This window comes from Nannocystis sp. RBIL2, assembly GCF_026626745.1.
Taxonomy (GTDB): domain Bacteria; phylum Myxococcota_A; class Polyangia; order Nannocystales; family Nannocystaceae; genus Nannocystis.
Genome location: NZ_JAPNJW010000002.1, coordinates 5,353,969 through 5,369,175, shown reverse-complemented (window position 1 = coordinate 5,369,175; position 15,207 = coordinate 5,353,969). Strand labels below are relative to the sequence as shown.

Below are 15,207 nucleotides of genomic sequence, written 5' to 3'. Positions count from 1 at the left end.
CCGACGAGGGGCGATTCCTGCTTCCGTGGAACGGATGCCTGTCCGCCGCTGCCTCGCCCTCGCGCTCGCCGCGGCGCTCGCTTGCACGCCCGACCCGGTGGGGATGGACACCGAGGGCGCCACTGAGGGCGCCACCTCGACTGCCACCACCTCGACCAGCGACGGCGTCAGCGCCTCGACGACCGGCGGCCCGACGACCCCAGCGGAGCCGACGACGACGACCGCGGATCCGACGACCACGGACGGGACGAGCACCACCGGCGAGCCCGTCGAGCCCGGCTGCGGCGACGGCCTGCCGGCACCCGGCGAGCTGTGCTTCGAGGCGATCGAGCTCGAATTCCTCAATCTCGTCGAGGCGGTCGCGTTCAACGACTTCGACGGCGACGGTCACCTCGACCTGCTCACCCTCCACGTGCTCCCGCTGCCGCTCGTGCCCGACCCGTCGCCGGACGCGAGCGCCCCGTTGCCGCTGCGAGCCGCCTCCGAGGTCGTGGCGATGTCGTCCATGACCTTCATCGTCCAGTTCGGCGACGGCCAGGGCGGCTTCACCCCCGGTCCCGAATGGAAGCCCCTCGGCTTCCCCGACGAGATGAGCTTCGCCGACTTCACCGGCGACGGCGTGCTCGACCTGCTCAGCTGGGGCAGCAACTCCGATCCGGAGCTGTTCCAGGGGACAGGTATGGGCACGTTCGGCCCGCCGAGCGCGATCCCCTTGCCGCTCAAGGCGCGAGGCTGCGATCACGGCGACGTCGACGGTGACGGCGACCTCGACATCGTCGCGGTCGACCACGGAGGCCTCGCAGTCGCGCTCGGCGACGGCCTCGGCGACTTCACCACGACCCTGTTCGCGCAAGACATCGTCTGGGCCGACGTGGTCCTGTTCGACCTCGACGACGACGGACACCTCGACCTGGTGATCAACCGCTGGGAGCCCGAGGAGGGCGCCATCGAGACGTGGTTCGGCGTCGGCGACGGCACTTTCACCCCCGGAGAGTCGCGGCTCGACATCGGGCAGATCGGGTCGATGTTCGTGCTCGATGCGGCCGACGACGGGCGGCCCGCGCTGATCGTCCTGTCGAAGCGGGACGCGGACGCGGTGCTGCGCTCGTTCACCATCGAAGCCGACGGCGCGCTCGCCGAGCCGCAGGAGGTGCTCACGGGCGACGAGTACTCGGTCGCAGTGCGCGGTCGCTTCGACGGCGACGCCCGCCTCGATGTCGCCCACGGCGGCTTCTCCGGCTTCACCGCGGCGCTCGGTCAAGATCCCTGGCCGCCCACCCCGGTCTCGCTGTCGAGCACGAGCGTGTCCAACCCGAACTACGCGGCGGTCGGCGACGTCAACGCCGACGGCGTCGACGACGTCGTGGTCGGCGGCTTTCCGAACATGCTCCTGCTCTCGAACCCCTGAGCGGCGAGCCGCGCGCCGTGGTCACTTCATCCGCGCGAGGTTCTTCCAGAAGTGCTTCAAGCTGTCGGTGCCGCCGAACAGCGTCGTGAAGTGCGTCGAATCGACCATGAGGATGTCGCCGGCGCGCTGGCCGGCGGGCGGGAGGCGGAGCAGGCAATTGAACTCGGTGTTGCCGGCCGCGGTGAAGGGGTGCGGGCGCTGGAGGTCGATGGGCTGGCGGGCGAGCACCTGCACCGCCTTCGGGTCGTCTTCGAGCAGGGCGTAGTGCGGGAGGTGCGGGTGGAAGTTGAAGGTCGTGACGTCGGCGAGCAGCCCCTTCTCGTCGAGGTCGCGGAAGGCCGTCAGCGGGGCGATGTTCTCGGTGCCCGGTTCGACCGCGGGGCGCAGGCCCCATTGATTGAGCACGGGGATGTCCAGCGCCTGCAACAGCGAGCGGGTGTAGCCGCTGAAGCGCTGCTGCCGGGGCACGAGCGGGTCGCCGTGGTGCTCGTATTCTTCCTGGCGCTGCGCATAATCCGGGGTAGCGCCGACGTCGTGGTGCGGGGCGATCACGAGGCAGGTGCCCTGCCGCTCGAGCCAGTGGCGGATGGCGGCGATCTCCTCCGGCGCGGCCGCCTGGTCGGAGCTCAGGTGATCGAGGCCGAACACCAGGAGGGTGTCGGTGTCGGCGAGGATCCGCTCGTCGATCGGCAACGGGTAGCCGGCCTGATCGACGCGCTGAAACACCGCCACGGGGTGACCGGTGACCTCGCCCGCGAGCGCCTGAAAGCTCAGCGCGGAGCGGTGGAACAGCTCCAGAGTGCCGTCGATGCCCTGGAGGAACCGCGCCGCGTCGTACTCCGGCGTCTCGTAGGCCGGCCACAGCACGCGGCGCACCTCGGTGATGGTCGAGTAGCGGTTGTCCAGCTCCGCGAGGTTGCGCTGGGCCTCCCACGCGTAGCTCCACGCCCAGTAGATGCTGATCCGTCGCTTGCCCGGCGTGTACTTGCGCGGGACGTGGGTCTGATTGTAGGTCCTCGCCGGCGGTGAGTTGCGGTGCGTCGGGTTCATGGCGATGAATCGGGACGAGTGATCGGGATCAGCCGCCGGCGGCCAGCCAGTGCAGCGCCTTGAGCCCGGGGATGAAGAAGTAGGCGCCGCCGCGGACTGTGGTGAATGCGGGCAGGCCCGTGATCCGGCGCCGGATCGGCCGTGTCGGGATTTTGAACTCGAGCGTGCCGTCCTGGGTGCCGACGATCGGATCGCGCTCGTTGCCCAGTTCGTGGAAGTTCTTGTCGTTGATCCACACGTTCTGAGCGAACTCGAATTGGCGGATCAGGCTGGCGCACAGCAGAAAGGCCGCGACGCCGCGCTCCTGGCCGTCCTCGGGCGCATCGTCGGGGAGGTGCGGGCCGTAGGTGGCGCCGCGGCGGATCATGCGGTGCCGATTCATGCTGGCGGCGGCGTCCCGCGGGTTGACGCGGCGGATGTGCGCGCCGAGCGGGACTGCGTAGCCGTGGGGGTCCGCCTGCGCATAGTTGAAGTCGTTGTTGCGCTGCGGGTCGGCGCCGAGGGCAGGGTCGTCCTTGTCGGGCGCGAGCACCAGCGGGGCGCCGCTGCGCCAGCGGCCCATCAGCTTGGCTGCGAGGAGCTCCTGCTCGGCGGGGGTCTCTCCGTGCTCGGCGAGGAAGTCGCGGAACTTGCCGACGTGCTCCTGCAGCCGGCGATACGCCATGTAGCTGCCGTTGCGCGCGAGCAGCTCCGGCTGCGGCAGGCTCGCGGGTGGTCCGAGCTCGTCGGGATAGCCGAGGATGAACTCGCCGGGCTTCAGCAGCCCGCCGGAGCCGGGCGTCGGCTCGTCACCGGAGCCCTCGATCGCCGGATTCGTCAGCTGGTCGCGGTAGCCGAAGTGGTCGTGCGCGTAGTCGAACGGCGGGATGGCCTCGACGTCGATCGCAGAGAGCAACTCCGTATCTGGAAAGTCCGCCCGCGTGCCGGCGTGCTCCTCCTGGTAACGCGCCCGGTCGGCGACGTCGCGGGTGAAGAGGAGGACGATGGCGTGGAGCTCCGGGCGGGTGAGGTCGCCCACCCAGTGGTCCGGATGATTCGCGCCAGTGTCGCCGAGGATCGCCGCGCGCGCGGCCATGCCCTGGCGGAACTCCTCCGGGAAGGTGGCCAGAGAGGCCTCGTCGACGCCGAGAGCGCGCAGGCCGTGCCACGTGAACGCGAGCGTCACCCACCGCTTCTCGTCGGCGATCGATGCGCGCATGGCCGCGACCGACTGCACCTGCTCGAGCATCGCGGACAGCCATGCCCGCCCGGCGGCCGCGCTGTGGAACGAGAGGAACTCGTAGCGTCCGGCGCGGGCCGGGGCGCGGTTCAGGAGGATGTACTGAATGTCGTCGAGGTCGAGCATGCGGCGAGGGTCACTGCATCTGGTCGAGGATGTCGGAGAGCAGGAACTTCACGCGCAGCGACTTCTTGATCTCGTCGGCGCTGACATACGGATATTCGCCGTACTCGAGGAAGCTGGGGCGGTGGTGCGCTCGCACGAATTCGACGAAGGCCGCAGGATTGGTCTTCCAGTCGGCCGGGAAGCCCTCCAGGTTCTCGAAGACGGTGCTGATCCCCGACTGCGAGAAGAGGTCGACGGCGTCCTCGGTGTACTTGTCGAAGTCGGTGTCGAAGATGCCCTGGTACATGAAGTAGGTCGCGCCCTCGATCTCGAACAGCACCCAGCGCAGGTAGTGTAGCTGGAGCGGCGCGAGCAAGTGCGGCTGCTCCTTGATGGCTTTTTCGAGGGTCCGGCCGTGCTCGCGAAACACCTCTTCGCGCCCGGGGATGATCTTGGCGACGATCGTGAAGCCGTAACAAGCGGGCGTCTTGGGGAAGATGGGCCCGTAGCGACCGTACTCGACGTCGTCCGGGAAGAAGCCGCCCTCCGGGATCGCCATCGCCGCGGGCTTGGACCATTCTGGTGGCTTGGACCTGTCCGACACGATTCGCGAAGATGCGGGCGTCGTGAGCCGTTGCAAGCGGCTCGGAACACTTCGGCGGCCCGCGGACCCGCTAACGTCGTTGAGGCCGAACGGAGCGGATCGTGCGCGTGCGGCGCGAAGGCATGAATGCGTCGATGGTGTCGCCGAATGTCGACACAGTCGCGCCTCTCCGGACCGTCAGGGGGATGATTGCTGGCGACGGCTGGCGAGCTTGGCGGCGTACAGGTGCTCGTCCGCAGCGGCGATCAGACGATCGACGGTGCAGATGGCGTCGCTGGCCTGCGCGATCCCGGCGGAGAGGGTCAGCGACAGGGCGTGGCCGTCGACGGTGGAGGTGTGGCCGGCGACGTCCGTGCGGATCTGCTCTGCCAGCGCCGCCGCGCTCTCGGGGTCGGTGCCTGGCAGGAGCAACGCGAACTTGTCGCCGGCGTGGCGGGCCAGGACAGCGCCGGCGGGCACGTGCGCTCGCAAGCGCTGCACGAGCTCTCGCAGCAGCTGGTCACCGGCGAGGTGCCCGTAGTCGTCGTTCATGCGCTTGAAGCGATCGACGTCGAACAGCACCAGAGAGAGCGGCTGTCCGGAGATCTTGGCGGTCTGGAGCTCGCGGTCGAGCAGGTCGACGAAGTGATGGCGCTTGTACAGTCCGGTCAGGCCGTCGAGCTGCGACGGGGAATGCGTCGACTCGACGAGCGGCGGCGCGTCGACCACCTTTAAAAGAGTGTCGCCGATCCGGACGCGATCGCCGTCGGAGAGCGGCGCCTCCTGCTTCTGTTGGCCGTTGACGTAGGTGCCGTTGGTGCTGCCGTTGTCGATCACCCACCAGCCGTCGGTGCGCTTTTCGAAGCGCCCGTGGCTGCGGGAGGCCGAGTCTCCCCCGAGGACGATGGCGTTGTGCTCGCCGCGTCCGACAGTGATCGGCGCAGAGGCTGCTTCCAGCACATGGTGTTGGCCGACCGTCGCTGCGTCGCCCGAGGAGAGGATGACGAGGTAGCAAGAGCCTGCCGTCGCCCGGCGGAAGCCGGAGAAGAGGCGACCGGCCCAGTCGCTGGTGGGGTCGGGCCTGCCCATCGCGTGGCTCTCGACGCCGCCGTCCGAGAGCTGCTTCGGGATGGCGATGCACTGGCCCGCGAGCGCGCGAGTCTCCGCGTCGGCGACCGTGTCGCAGTAATAGACCTGCTCCTTGCATTGCTGGCAGAAGCGGACGGAGTCGGCGTCGGTCGGCGCCAGCGTCTCCCAGCGCTTGGTGCAGGCGAAGAGGAAGCGGACCCGCGGACGCCCCTGCCTGGCGCTGTCGCTGCCGCAATTCATGATCACGTCGCGGAGCAGCAGGTTGGCGTAATCGAAGCCGATCTGCCGCCCCAGCTCGATGAATCGCGCGATCACTGCGGGATCGGCGGCGGGGCGCGAATGGAGGGCGACCTCGAGGCGCAGCCATTCGGCGCGGGCAGGGTCGCGGCCCTCGACGAGCTTCGCGTAGGCGAGCCGGCCAGCGTCGTCCAGCGACCGGCTGTAGGCCTTGTTGATGAAGGGGCGTTCGTCTTCGGAGCTCAGGTATTCGGAGATGCGGGACTGCGCCTGTGCCACGAAGAAGGGCATAGCACACCTGCTTCTGGGGGCACATTCGCGCGGCGGCGGCGCGAGGCGGATCGGCGTTTGCCGTGGGATCGTCGGCGTGGACGATGGTCAGCAGGACGAGCGAGCGCGTTCGTCGGCGTCGGCCGGCCGGCGGGGCCTGGCGGTGGCGCGCTGCTGCGAGCGCTCGAGCTCGCAGCGCGGGTGGGGTCGCGGAACGTCGAGGGGAGCGGCTGTTCGCCTAGGATGGCCGGTGTCAGCTTTGCAGCCGGAGCCAGGAAGTGGCGATCCCATGAAAGTCGTAGCGAACAAATACTATGTCCCTGCCCTCGAGGCCCTGGCCGCATCGAGGCGGCGCGACTTTCAGAAGCGACTGCTCGCGCTGATTGCCCGCGCCAAGGCGATCGAGACCGGCGAGGACGAGGCGATGGACCGGGAGGCGCTGGGCGACCTGGCGGACGATGCCCGCGAGTCGCTGTCGATGACTCTGGACGATCTGCCGAGCCTGCTGGAAGAGGTGTTCGACGAGTCCGTCGATCCGCTGAGCGCGCTGCTCGACGAGGTTCGCGCCGATGCGTGGCCCCCCAGGGTGCAGGAGGCGCTCTACGCCTGCCCTTATTGGGTCACTCTGTGGATCGTCGAGAACAGTCTCTGGGACGACGAGGCGGCGGACACGATGCGCCGGCTGACGAAGCGCTTCCTCGACGGGCTGGCCCAGGCGCTGGGGCTCGACGCTGCGGCGCGCAAGGGCATCGAGAGCGCCACGCGTACGCTCCGGGGCAGCGACGAGGACGCGGAAGAGGACTGAGACCTGGCGCCGGCCCGCGCTCTGCCCTACGATCGAGCGGATGCTGGCGTCACGCTTCGGAGCGGCTTCGACCCTGCTGGCGACCGGTTCTGCCGACGCGCCCGTTTGCTCCGACCCGTGCTCGCACCCGTTCGTCTACTTCGGCTTGTTCGGCCTGTGCACGCCGCCCTGCGACCCCCTGGGGAACGATTGCCCGGAGGGCGTGGTGTGCAATTCGGTGGTGCACGCGGGGAAGTTCGTATGCACTTACGAGGGAGCGGCCGGCAACAACGAGGCGTGTGTGAGCACCGACGATTGTGGGGAGGGGAGCACGTGTGTGGTGAACGTCCTCCTGCCGAATTGCAGCAGCACGCGCAGCACGCCCCTGTGCGAGCTGGACGCGCCCGACCCGTGCCCGGCGGCGATGCCCGACACGGCGTGCCAGACCTGGCCGCCGTACCCCGATGTCGATGAGGCCTGTATCCCGCCCGGCCTGGGGCTGTGCACCATGCCGCTTTGATTCGTACATGCTCGCCGCGCCACGTCGTGACTTAGCGTGAGCTCCGCGGAGGCTCGTCGGCCGAGGATGTCGCCAATGATCGACGAAGAGAACGACGTGCGCGAGGCCCTGCGACAGCGCCTCGGCGACAAGAAGGACGAGATCGGCTTCATGCTCGATCGGTATGTGGGTCGCGGCGATGAGGAGCGACCCGGCTCGGTCCCGCGTGCACGTGTTTATGCACAAGTCGTAGGCCTCGACCGCTCGACGAGAGGTCAGCTGGGGGCCCAGCCGCGGCCGTGGCACGTGCGGCAGACCGACCTCCAAGGGCGGCCGGCAATCAGGGTCACCCAGCGGGTGCCGGCGCACTCGGGGCAGGGGGCAGCGGCTGGCGGAGGCGGAGGAAGCAGGTCAAGGAGGGCGTCGATGCCGGTCATAGATGCGCCGATGACGACGGACTCGATCGCCTCGTCGTCGGCGGCCTCGCGCAAGACGTCGCCGTTCCAGGTACGCTCGTCGATCAGGATCCGGCCGTCGACCGTGATGTAAATCAACGGGCCCATGCCCGGGTGGAGTAGGAACGCGTTCAACTCGTCCTCTTCGCCGCCCCACTCGGGGAACTGACGTCGCTGTTCGTCGCGGTACCGGCGCAGCTGCGCGAGGAGGTCCGGGCCGAGCGTGAAGCGCATCGGGAGGAGGGTATCAGACCACAACACCGATCTCCCGCGCCGCCTTCTCGATCCCCACGCCGCGCGCCGCCAACCATCGCCACCGCGCCAGTACCTTCCGCTTGAACCTCTCGCTGCGCGCCTTCTGCTTCGTCTGCATCGGTCTCACCTCCTCGGCGAGACCTCATGCCATTCGAGGACGGGCCGTCACGACGTGGCACGGCGAGCATGTACTTTGATTCGGCTCGTGGCGCGTCTTCACGGGCCCAGGGCAGGTGGCGGGGCTCACCAGCTGATCGGCTCGAAATCCTTTAAAAAAACGCCGCGCAGGAATTCGCCGTCGCGGAGGCCGCGGACGATCGGGTCGCACACGCGGGCGGCGGCGTCGACGAGGTCGAGGGGGGGCATGAAGCCGCGCTCGCGCATGGCGTGGGCGATCGGCGCGGGGTTCTCGTTGGAGGCCCAGCCGGTGTCGACGCTGGTCATGTAGATCCGGTCGGTCGCGTAGTCGTCGGCGGCGGTGCGCGTCATCATGTTGAGCGCGGCCTTGGCCATGTTGGTGTGCGGGTGGTACGGGGCCTTCCAGTCGCGGTCGAAGCGGCCCTCGGGGGCGGAGACGTTGACGACGAAGGCGGCCCCGGCGGCGCGGGCCATGGTGCGGCGCAGGCGAGCGTTGAGGACGAACGGGGCGACTGTGTTGATCAGCTGGACCTCGACCATCTCGATGGTGCCGACCTCGTCGAGGCGGAGGCGCCAGCTGTTGCGCTCGCGCAGGTCGAGCGGCTGGCCGAAGCCGTCGTCGCTGCGCTGGGGGAACAGCGGGTGCTCGGCGAGCGAGATGTCCCCAGGGACATGTGGCTGGACGAGCAGCGACTGCAGGGCGGGCGGCAGGGCCGCGGGCGCGGCCTCGTCGGCGAGCAGGGCGGCGTAGAACTCGGGCGGGCGGTGGACGGTCTGGGCGGCGTTGTTGACGAGGATGTCGAGGGCGGGCAGCTCGGCGTCGAGGCGGGCGGCGAAGGCCTCGACGCGGGGGATCTGCCGCAGATCGAGGGCGACGATCTCGAGGCGCTCGCGGAATTCGGCGAAGTCGGGCTCGGCGGCGAAGCGGCGGGCGGCGTCGCGGGCGAAGCGAGTGGTGACGATGACGCGCGCGCCCCAGCGCAGCAGTCGCAGGGCGACTTGATGGCCGATCTTGATCCGCCCGCCGGTGACGAGGGCGACGCGGCCGCGCAGGTCGAGGAGGTCGCCGCGGCGGGCGTAGCTGCGGGCGGCGCAGCCGGGGCACAGGCGGTCGTAGAAGAAGTGCAGGCGGGTGTAGGGCTGCTTGCACACGTAGCAGGGGCGGGCAGCGTGCAGCTCGTGGATGGTGGGGTCGGGAGGTTCGGCGGCGGGTGCGGCGACGCCGAGGTGGCGCTGACGAATGGCGGCGGCTTCGCTGCGCCGGCGATCTTCGGCCTGCTGGGCTTCGCGGCGGCGGCGGTCGCGGCGGCGGTCGCTGCGAGCCTGGCGACGGTCGTCGCGGTGAAAGCCGAACACCGCCCGGCGCAGCTCGACGAGCCGCGGGTGCTCGCTGCGGAGGAGAGATGGCCGAAGGGACAGGTGACCGAGGAGGCGCAGGGCGGCGGCGAGGTCGGCCTCGGCGAGCGGCGGGGGGAGCTCGTGGGCGAGGTCGAGCGAAGGGAGGGCGCGGCGCAGGCGGGCGAGCTCGGGCGCGGGCCGGCGCTCGGGCTGACGGTTGGCGTTGCGGGCGAGGCGGGCGGCGAGGCCCTCGCGGAGGTGCGTGGGGAGGTCGTCGAGGTCGAAGGCGCAGAGGTGAAGGTTGGTCCCGGCGGCGGCGACGAGCGCGGCCCGGTCGACCGAGCGCGGGAGGGCGAGGCGGTGCCATGGAACCCGCGGGAGCAGGCGATACCAATCGGTGGTGGCCGGTGCGTCGAGCAAGAAGGGGCCGTCGAGGCGGAGGTCGTCGAGGACCCTGTTCTTGAAGACATGTCCGACGAGACATGCCGAGCGCGCGGTGAGGGCGGCGCGGCCGAGGTCGAGGCTGCGCAGCGCGGTGTGAGCGGCGAGCGCGGGCAAGAGGTCGGACAGCCCGGGCGGGCCGAGCGGGTTGCCTCGCAGCGAGAGGTGCGACAGCCGCGGGTGGCGAGCGACGAGGGCGGCGAGGTCGAGGGCGGCTTCAGGGCCGAGGTCGCAGTCGCCGAGCCAGAGGCCGCGCAGGCCCGGGAGGTCGAGCGCGGGCAGCAGGGCGGCGACGTCGAGGCCGCAGAGGTCGAGGTGCGCGCCAGGCAGGACGGCGCCGTGGGCCAGGCGCCGGGGCGTCGCGAGCTGGCGGTCGGTGCAGAGGTCGGCGAGGAGGCTCGCGCGGTCGATCGGCGTGGCCATGAGCGGCGCGGCAGCGCGCGGCGGCGATGATACACCAACGCGATCGCGCGCCCGAGCCTCGACGGGCACCGAGGTGCTCGCGGCACGACTCACGAACGACCGCGCCGGCGCTGGGAGCCGTCGGCGACCGCGGCGAAGGTCGCAACGGTTCGTGTTACGCTGCGGCGCCGAGATGCCGGACGGGGCGACGATCGAGGTGGCGATGATCGTGCCGCGGACCGAGGCGGAGGGGCCGGGGGTGCGCTACGCGGTGTGGGTGCAAGGCTGTCCGCTGCGCTGCGCGGGCTGCTGCAACCCGGAGATGCTCGAGTTCGGCGGCGAAGGGGCGACGCGGCGGCTCGCGGCGGACCTGGTCGAAGAGGCATGTGCGTCGGGGGCCGAGGGCGTGTCGCTGCTCGGCGGCGAGCCGTTCGCGCAGGCGGAGGCGCTGGCGCCCCTGGCCGAGGGGGTGCGAGCGCACGGGCTGTCGGTGATGATCTTCACGGGCTACACGCTGGCAGAGCTGCAGACGCAGGGGCCGGCGGCGGCGCGGCTGCTGGCGGCGACCGATTTACTGGTCGACGGGCGCTTCGAGGCGAAGCTGCGTTCGCAGCGGCGGCGCTTCATCGGCTCGGACAATCAGGTGCTGCACTTCTTGAGCGATCGTTATGCGCCGGACGATCCGAAGCTGCAGGGCGGCAACACGGTGGAGCTGCGGATCCGCGGCGGCGAGATCACGCTCAACGGCTGGCCCCTGCTCGGGCCGCGCACGCGGGTGGCGCGATGAGTCTGCCCGTCAGCGTCGACGAGGGGCACGCGCTCGAGGTGCTCGACATGCTGATCCGCGGCCGCGCGGTCCGGATCGTGCCGACGCATCCAGTGTCGCAGCCGCGTCCGGAGCTGATCGAGGTGGCGGGGCGCAGGATCGCGTCGACGTGCCTGCGCGTGCTGGTCGAGTCGGGTCGGCGCGAGCGCGTGGTGCTGCGCCGCGGCCGACGCGTGCGCGGAAGAATTTGGGAGGCGGCCCGCAGCGAGGGCTTTCGCCTGCGCTTCACCGAGGCGACCTACGAGCTGTGGGTGCAGGCGACGCAGCGTCTGGCGGAGATCGCCCGGCCCACGGAGGTGGTGGAGGGCGAGGGCAGCTCGCGCAAGGCGCGGCGGCAGATCCGTCGCATCATCAAGATCGCGGGGACGGACACCGGTGACTGGCTGGTGTACGCGCTGGCGGTGCGCCACCTGGGGCGCGTGAACATGCCGCGGGAGATCCGCGAAGACCTGGGGCGGCGGCTGTGCCTGGGCTCGCCGCTGGCGACTCTGTTCGCGCTCGAGGACTGGTCGCGCCAGGTCGACGGCGAGGAGTCGTCGGGCAAGGTGGAGCTGCTGCTGAACGGGCCGCAGGTGGTGCTGCTCGAGTGCCTCGACGATGTGCTGGCGGAGCAGTGGGCGGAGCAGATCGTCAGGTGCATGCGCTGGTCGCCGGGCGAGGAGCGGGCAGAGCGACTTTTGACCGCGGCGCGCGTGCTCGAGCAATTCATCCACGCGATCGACTTCCGGGCGCGGCTCGATCTGGCGCGGCCGCTGTGTCGCGCGCTGGCGCGCTTGTGCAGCGGCGAGTGGGCCGATCCGCCCGCGGTGGTGTCGGCCGGGCTCGTGGCGGATTCGGGGCTGATGCTGCGCTCGCAACAGGACGCGCTGCGCCGGGCGCTGGCGCGGATCGTGGGGCTGGGCGAGCGGCTGGCGGAGCTGCGCGAAGCGATGACGCGCCACGCGTTCGGCGACCGCCGCTACGAGGAGTCGCAGCTGTACCTCGAGCTGCACGACACGGTGCTGCGGCCGCACCTGGCGCGCCTCGACGCGCTCGCGCGGGTGCTGACGGGTCGGCTGGGGTGAGCGACGGCCGAGGACGACTCCGACGCACAGGAAGATACGCGATCGTTCGGCCTCGCCAGGGCGCGTGCGGGTCGGTTAGGATGGGCGCCCGCGAGGAGGCAGCGTGAGCCGAGGGTACCGAATTCGCATCAGCGACCCCAACTGGCGACCGGTCACGTACCACGACGTTGCGAAGCAGGTCGAGACGGCCGACGCGATCGAGATGGACGTCGGGATGCTCGAGATCCTGCCGGAGGGGGCGATGACTGCGCTGCTGCGCGAGGAGCTGGCCGCGAGCGGCTGGTCCAAGGGACAGGGCGGAGAGATGTCGCGCAAGTTCGGCGAGGTCGCGGTGACTCTGGCGCCCGACGGTCGGACCGTGACGGTGCGCGCGGCGGCGTCGAAGCAGGTGACGACGCGTGCGACGAGCCAGGAGCAGGCGAACTCGCGGCTGGCGGAGGCAGGCAAGCAGGCGGAGCGCGACCTGGCGAAGGAGGTGGCGCGGCGGCTCGGCGCGCGCGAGGGCGAGATCCGCGGCGAGCTGCAGGCGGCGCTGCAGAAGGTGTACGTCGAGGCGCTGCGGCAGAAGGCGGCGTCGATGGGGCAGATCGAGAGCGTCCACGAGGGCCGCGGGGCCGACGGCGAGCTCGAGCTGACGATCAAGGTGCGGGTCTAGCGTGCGACGCACCGTGCCGATCGAGACCCTGCCGGGCGAGGTGCGGGTCGAGGACGCGGTCGAGATGGCCTGCGCGCAGGACGTGACGTTCATCGAGGAGCGGCTGCGCCGCGGGATGAGCGTGCTGGTCGAGTGCGACAAGGAGCTGGCGCTGCACGTGTACCTGGCAGTGCGCGCGCGGCTGCGCCGCGGGGCCGCCAACGGGCGCGGGCCGCAGATCGTGATCGTCGACGGGCGCCCGCGCGAGGGCGAGGAGAGCCGCGGCAACCTGGCGTCGATGCTGACGCAGCTGACGACGGCGATCCGCGGCAGCGTCGAGCGCACGATCATCGTACTGCTGCACCTCGACGTGCTGACGACGACGCACACGAGCCTGACGATGGAGGCGCGCGAGGCGATCCCGCTGCTCTACGAGAACCCGGAGGCGGTGCTGCTCGGCTTCCGCGACCCGAGCTTCTCGCTGCCGAAGGTGATCGAGGGGGTGTTCGCGGTCCGCCGCGAGATCGTCGGGGTGCCGCGCGAGTCGCTGGGGAAGATCGTGACCCAGCGCGAGGCGAAGGCGATCGACGCCGACAACTTCGATCCGTTCGCGCTCTATAAATATGTGTCGGGCCTGAACCCGGTGCGGCTGCGGCGATTGATGCAAGCGGTCGGGCTGCGCCGCGAGGCGATGCCGGGGCGCTCGCAGGCGGCGCAGGTGTACCGCGAGCTGCGCCGGCAGACGGTCAGCGAAGACGTCGAGCTGCCGAACGTCGACCTCGAGCGCGACATCGGCGGCTACCCTGAGGTGAAGCTGCGGCTGCGTGAGGAGCTGCTCGACCTGCTGCGGCGCAAGGACAGCCTCGGGAGCGAGAGCGAGATCCAGGCGCTCGAGGGGCTGTTGCCGCGCGGGATCATCTTTCACGGGCCGCCCGGGACCGGCAAGACGTACTTCGCCAAGGCGATGGCGACCGCGATGGACGCGACTGTCATCATCGTGTCGGGGCCGGAGCTGAAGTCGAAGTGGGTCGGCGAGAGCGAGGAGAACCTGCGTCGGGTGTTCCGCCAGGCTCGTCGCAGCGCGCCGGCGGTGGTGGTCTTTGACGAGATCGACGCGTTCGCCCACGCGCGCGGGACGTACGAGGGCTCGGGGGTCGAGCACTCGATGGTGAATCAGCTGCTCACCGAAATGGACGGCTTCCGCGGCAGCGAGAGCGTGTTCGTGGTCGGGACGACGAACTTCCTCGAGAGCCTCGACGGGGCGCTGCTGCGGCCGGGGCGATTCGAGTTTTTGATCGAGATCCCGGCGCCGGGGGTGCAGGACCGGCGCGAGATCGTGGAGATCTACGACCGCAAGCTCGAGCTCGGGCTGTCGCGTGAATTGCAGGAGCACCTGGTGCGGCGCACGGAGGGGCTGGCGGAGCGGGCGCGCGGGCTGCCGTTCACGGGCGACCACATCTACGCGGTGTGTCGGGCGCTGAAGCGGCAGGCGATCCGCACCGGCGAGAAGAAGTTCACGCCGGAGGACATCGACCGCGCGCTGCAGCGCAAGACGCGGGCGGCGGTGGTGCTGAGCCCGGCGGAGGAGCGGGTGGTGGCGATCCACGAGGCCGGGCACGCGCTGCTGGCGATGCTGGTCGAGCACGCGACGCCGCCGGAGCGGATCTCGATCGCCGCCGACATGGAAGGGGCGCTCGGCTATGTGCTGCGGGCCGCGCGGGCGCGGCCGTACGCGATCACTGCGGCGGACATGCGCGCCGACATCTGCGTCGGGCTCGGGGGCATGTGCGCGGAGCGGCTGGTGTTCGGCGAGGTGTCGATCGGGGCGCACACCGATCTGCAGCAGGTCAATCGCATCGCGCGGGCGATGGTCGAGGAGTACGGGATGGGCGCGAGCACGGGGGTGCTGGTGCGCCTCGACGACGCGCCGCGCCACGGGACGCCGATGTCGGAGCGCCGCCGCGAGCGGATCGACGCCGAGGTGACGGAGATCCTCGAGAAGGAGCTCCAGCGGGCGCAGGAGCTGTTGTCCGGCCACCGCGCGATGCTCGAGGCGCTGGCGGAGACGCTGCTGTCGCGCAAGGTGCTCGACCGCGCCGAGCTGAGCGCGTTGACGAAGGGAGAGAGCCATGGCTGAGGTGACGATCCGTCTGCGCCACAACCCGCGCACGGGGGAGCGCGAGGTGGTGATCCACTACGAGTCCGACAGCGACGCGCTGCCGCACGAGCACGAGCGCGACCACCGGGCGTTGGCCGAGCGGCTGATCGGCCGGCCGCTCGAGCAGGTGCTCGGCGGGATGACCGTCGACCGCGTGGTGGTCGAGAAGGCGCCGAAGGCCGGCGCGGCGGCCAGCGAGGAGGCCGCACGCGAGAAGGCCGGCGTGCGCGGCACCTGAGAAGAGCGAGCGCG

15 protein-coding genes are annotated in these 15,207 nt (G+C 70.6%); 8 read left to right on the top strand and 7 right to left on the bottom strand.

Annotated elements, in window-relative coordinates:
- Window positions 1-34 precede the first annotated feature (34 nt).
- A complete protein-coding gene (locus OV090_RS46210) occupies window positions 35-1,408 on the top strand; it encodes a VCBS repeat-containing protein (protein WP_267711428.1) in 1,374 nt (457 codons plus the stop codon).
- A 21-nt stretch (window positions 1,409-1,429) separates the two neighbouring features.
- Here OV090_RS46210 and OV090_RS46205 read toward each other — a convergent pair whose 3' ends face one another.
- The 4 genes from OV090_RS46205 to OV090_RS51355 form a co-directional block, all read right to left on the bottom strand.
- Window positions 1,430-2,458 (bottom strand): hypothetical protein, encoded by a 1,029-nt coding sequence (locus tag OV090_RS46205; protein ID WP_267711427.1) that lies wholly within the window; start codon window positions 2,456-2,458, stop codon window positions 1,430-1,432.
- Between the two features lie 28 nt (window positions 2,459-2,486).
- Window positions 2,487-3,803, bottom strand: coding sequence for a peroxidase (locus OV090_RS46200; RefSeq protein ID WP_267711426.1), 1,317 nt, complete (start codon window positions 3,801-3,803; stop codon window positions 2,487-2,489).
- A 10-nt stretch (window positions 3,804-3,813) separates the two neighbouring features.
- Window positions 3,814-4,341 carry a hypothetical protein gene (locus tag OV090_RS46195; RefSeq protein ID WP_346660443.1) on the bottom strand — a complete coding sequence of 176 codons (528 nt, stop codon included), beginning with the start codon at window positions 4,339-4,341 and terminating at the stop codon, window positions 3,814-3,816.
- Window positions 4,342-4,563: 222 nt separating this feature from the next.
- A complete protein-coding gene (locus tag OV090_RS51355; RefSeq protein WP_267711424.1) occupies window positions 4,564-5,970 on the bottom strand; it encodes a GGDEF domain-containing protein in 1,407 nt (468 codons plus the stop codon).
- A gap of 250 nt (window positions 5,971-6,220) precedes the next feature.
- On the opposite strand from OV090_RS51355, the gene OV090_RS46185 reads away from it, so the two are divergent.
- Together OV090_RS46185 and OV090_RS46180 are read left to right on the top strand one after the other, a co-directional pair.
- Window positions 6,221-6,766 carry a hypothetical protein gene (locus tag OV090_RS46185; RefSeq protein ID WP_267711423.1) on the top strand — a complete coding sequence of 182 codons (546 nt, stop codon included), beginning with the start codon at window positions 6,221-6,223 and terminating at the stop codon, window positions 6,764-6,766.
- A 40-nt stretch (window positions 6,767-6,806) separates the two neighbouring features.
- Window positions 6,807-7,265 carry a hypothetical protein gene (locus OV090_RS46180; RefSeq protein WP_267711421.1) on the top strand — a complete coding sequence of 153 codons (459 nt, stop codon included), beginning with the start codon at window positions 6,807-6,809 and terminating at the stop codon, window positions 7,263-7,265.
- A 254-nt stretch (window positions 7,266-7,519) separates the two neighbouring features.
- Here OV090_RS46180 and OV090_RS46175 read toward each other — a convergent pair whose 3' ends face one another.
- The 3 genes from OV090_RS46175 to OV090_RS46165 form a co-directional block, all read right to left on the bottom strand.
- Entirely contained in the window at window positions 7,520-7,933 is a 414-nt protein-coding gene (locus OV090_RS46175; RefSeq protein ID WP_267711420.1) for a hypothetical protein, read from the bottom strand.
- Window positions 7,934-7,946: 13 nt separating this feature from the next.
- Window positions 7,947-8,072 carry a hypothetical protein gene (locus OV090_RS46170; RefSeq protein ID WP_267711419.1) on the bottom strand — a complete coding sequence of 42 codons (126 nt, stop codon included), beginning with the start codon at window positions 8,070-8,072 and terminating at the stop codon, window positions 7,947-7,949.
- A 125-nt stretch (window positions 8,073-8,197) separates the two neighbouring features.
- Window positions 8,198-10,294: an SDR family NAD(P)-dependent oxidoreductase gene (locus tag OV090_RS46165; protein ID WP_267711418.1), complete on the bottom strand. Its 2,097-nt coding sequence runs from the start codon at window positions 10,292-10,294 to the stop codon at window positions 8,198-8,200.
- 172 nt (window positions 10,295-10,466) lie between these two features.
- On the opposite strand from OV090_RS46165, the gene OV090_RS46160 reads away from it, so the two are divergent.
- From OV090_RS46160 to OV090_RS46140, 5 genes are all read left to right on the top strand, one after another.
- Window positions 10,467-11,060, top strand: coding sequence for a 4Fe-4S single cluster domain-containing protein (locus OV090_RS46160; protein ID WP_267711417.1), 594 nt, complete (start codon window positions 10,467-10,469; stop codon window positions 11,058-11,060).
- Window positions 11,057-12,163 (top strand): hypothetical protein, encoded by a 1,107-nt coding sequence (locus OV090_RS46155; RefSeq protein WP_267711416.1) that lies wholly within the window; start codon window positions 11,057-11,059, stop codon window positions 12,161-12,163. The genes OV090_RS46160 and OV090_RS46155 overlap by 4 nt, the downstream gene beginning before the upstream one ends.
- 103 nt (window positions 12,164-12,266) lie before the next feature.
- Window positions 12,267-12,818 carry a hypothetical protein gene (locus OV090_RS46150; protein WP_267711415.1) on the top strand — a complete coding sequence of 184 codons (552 nt, stop codon included), beginning with the start codon at window positions 12,267-12,269 and terminating at the stop codon, window positions 12,816-12,818.
- 13 nt (window positions 12,819-12,831) lie between these two features.
- Window positions 12,832-14,934, top strand: a complete 2,103-nt coding sequence (locus OV090_RS46145; protein WP_267711414.1) for an AAA family ATPase — start codon at window positions 12,832-12,834, stop codon at window positions 14,932-14,934.
- On the top strand, window positions 14,927-15,193 hold the full coding sequence (locus OV090_RS46140) for a hypothetical protein (protein ID WP_267711413.1): 267 nt from the start codon (window positions 14,927-14,929) through the stop codon (window positions 15,191-15,193). The genes OV090_RS46145 and OV090_RS46140 overlap by 8 nt, the downstream gene beginning before the upstream one ends.
- Window positions 15,194-15,207: the final 14 nt, after the last annotated feature.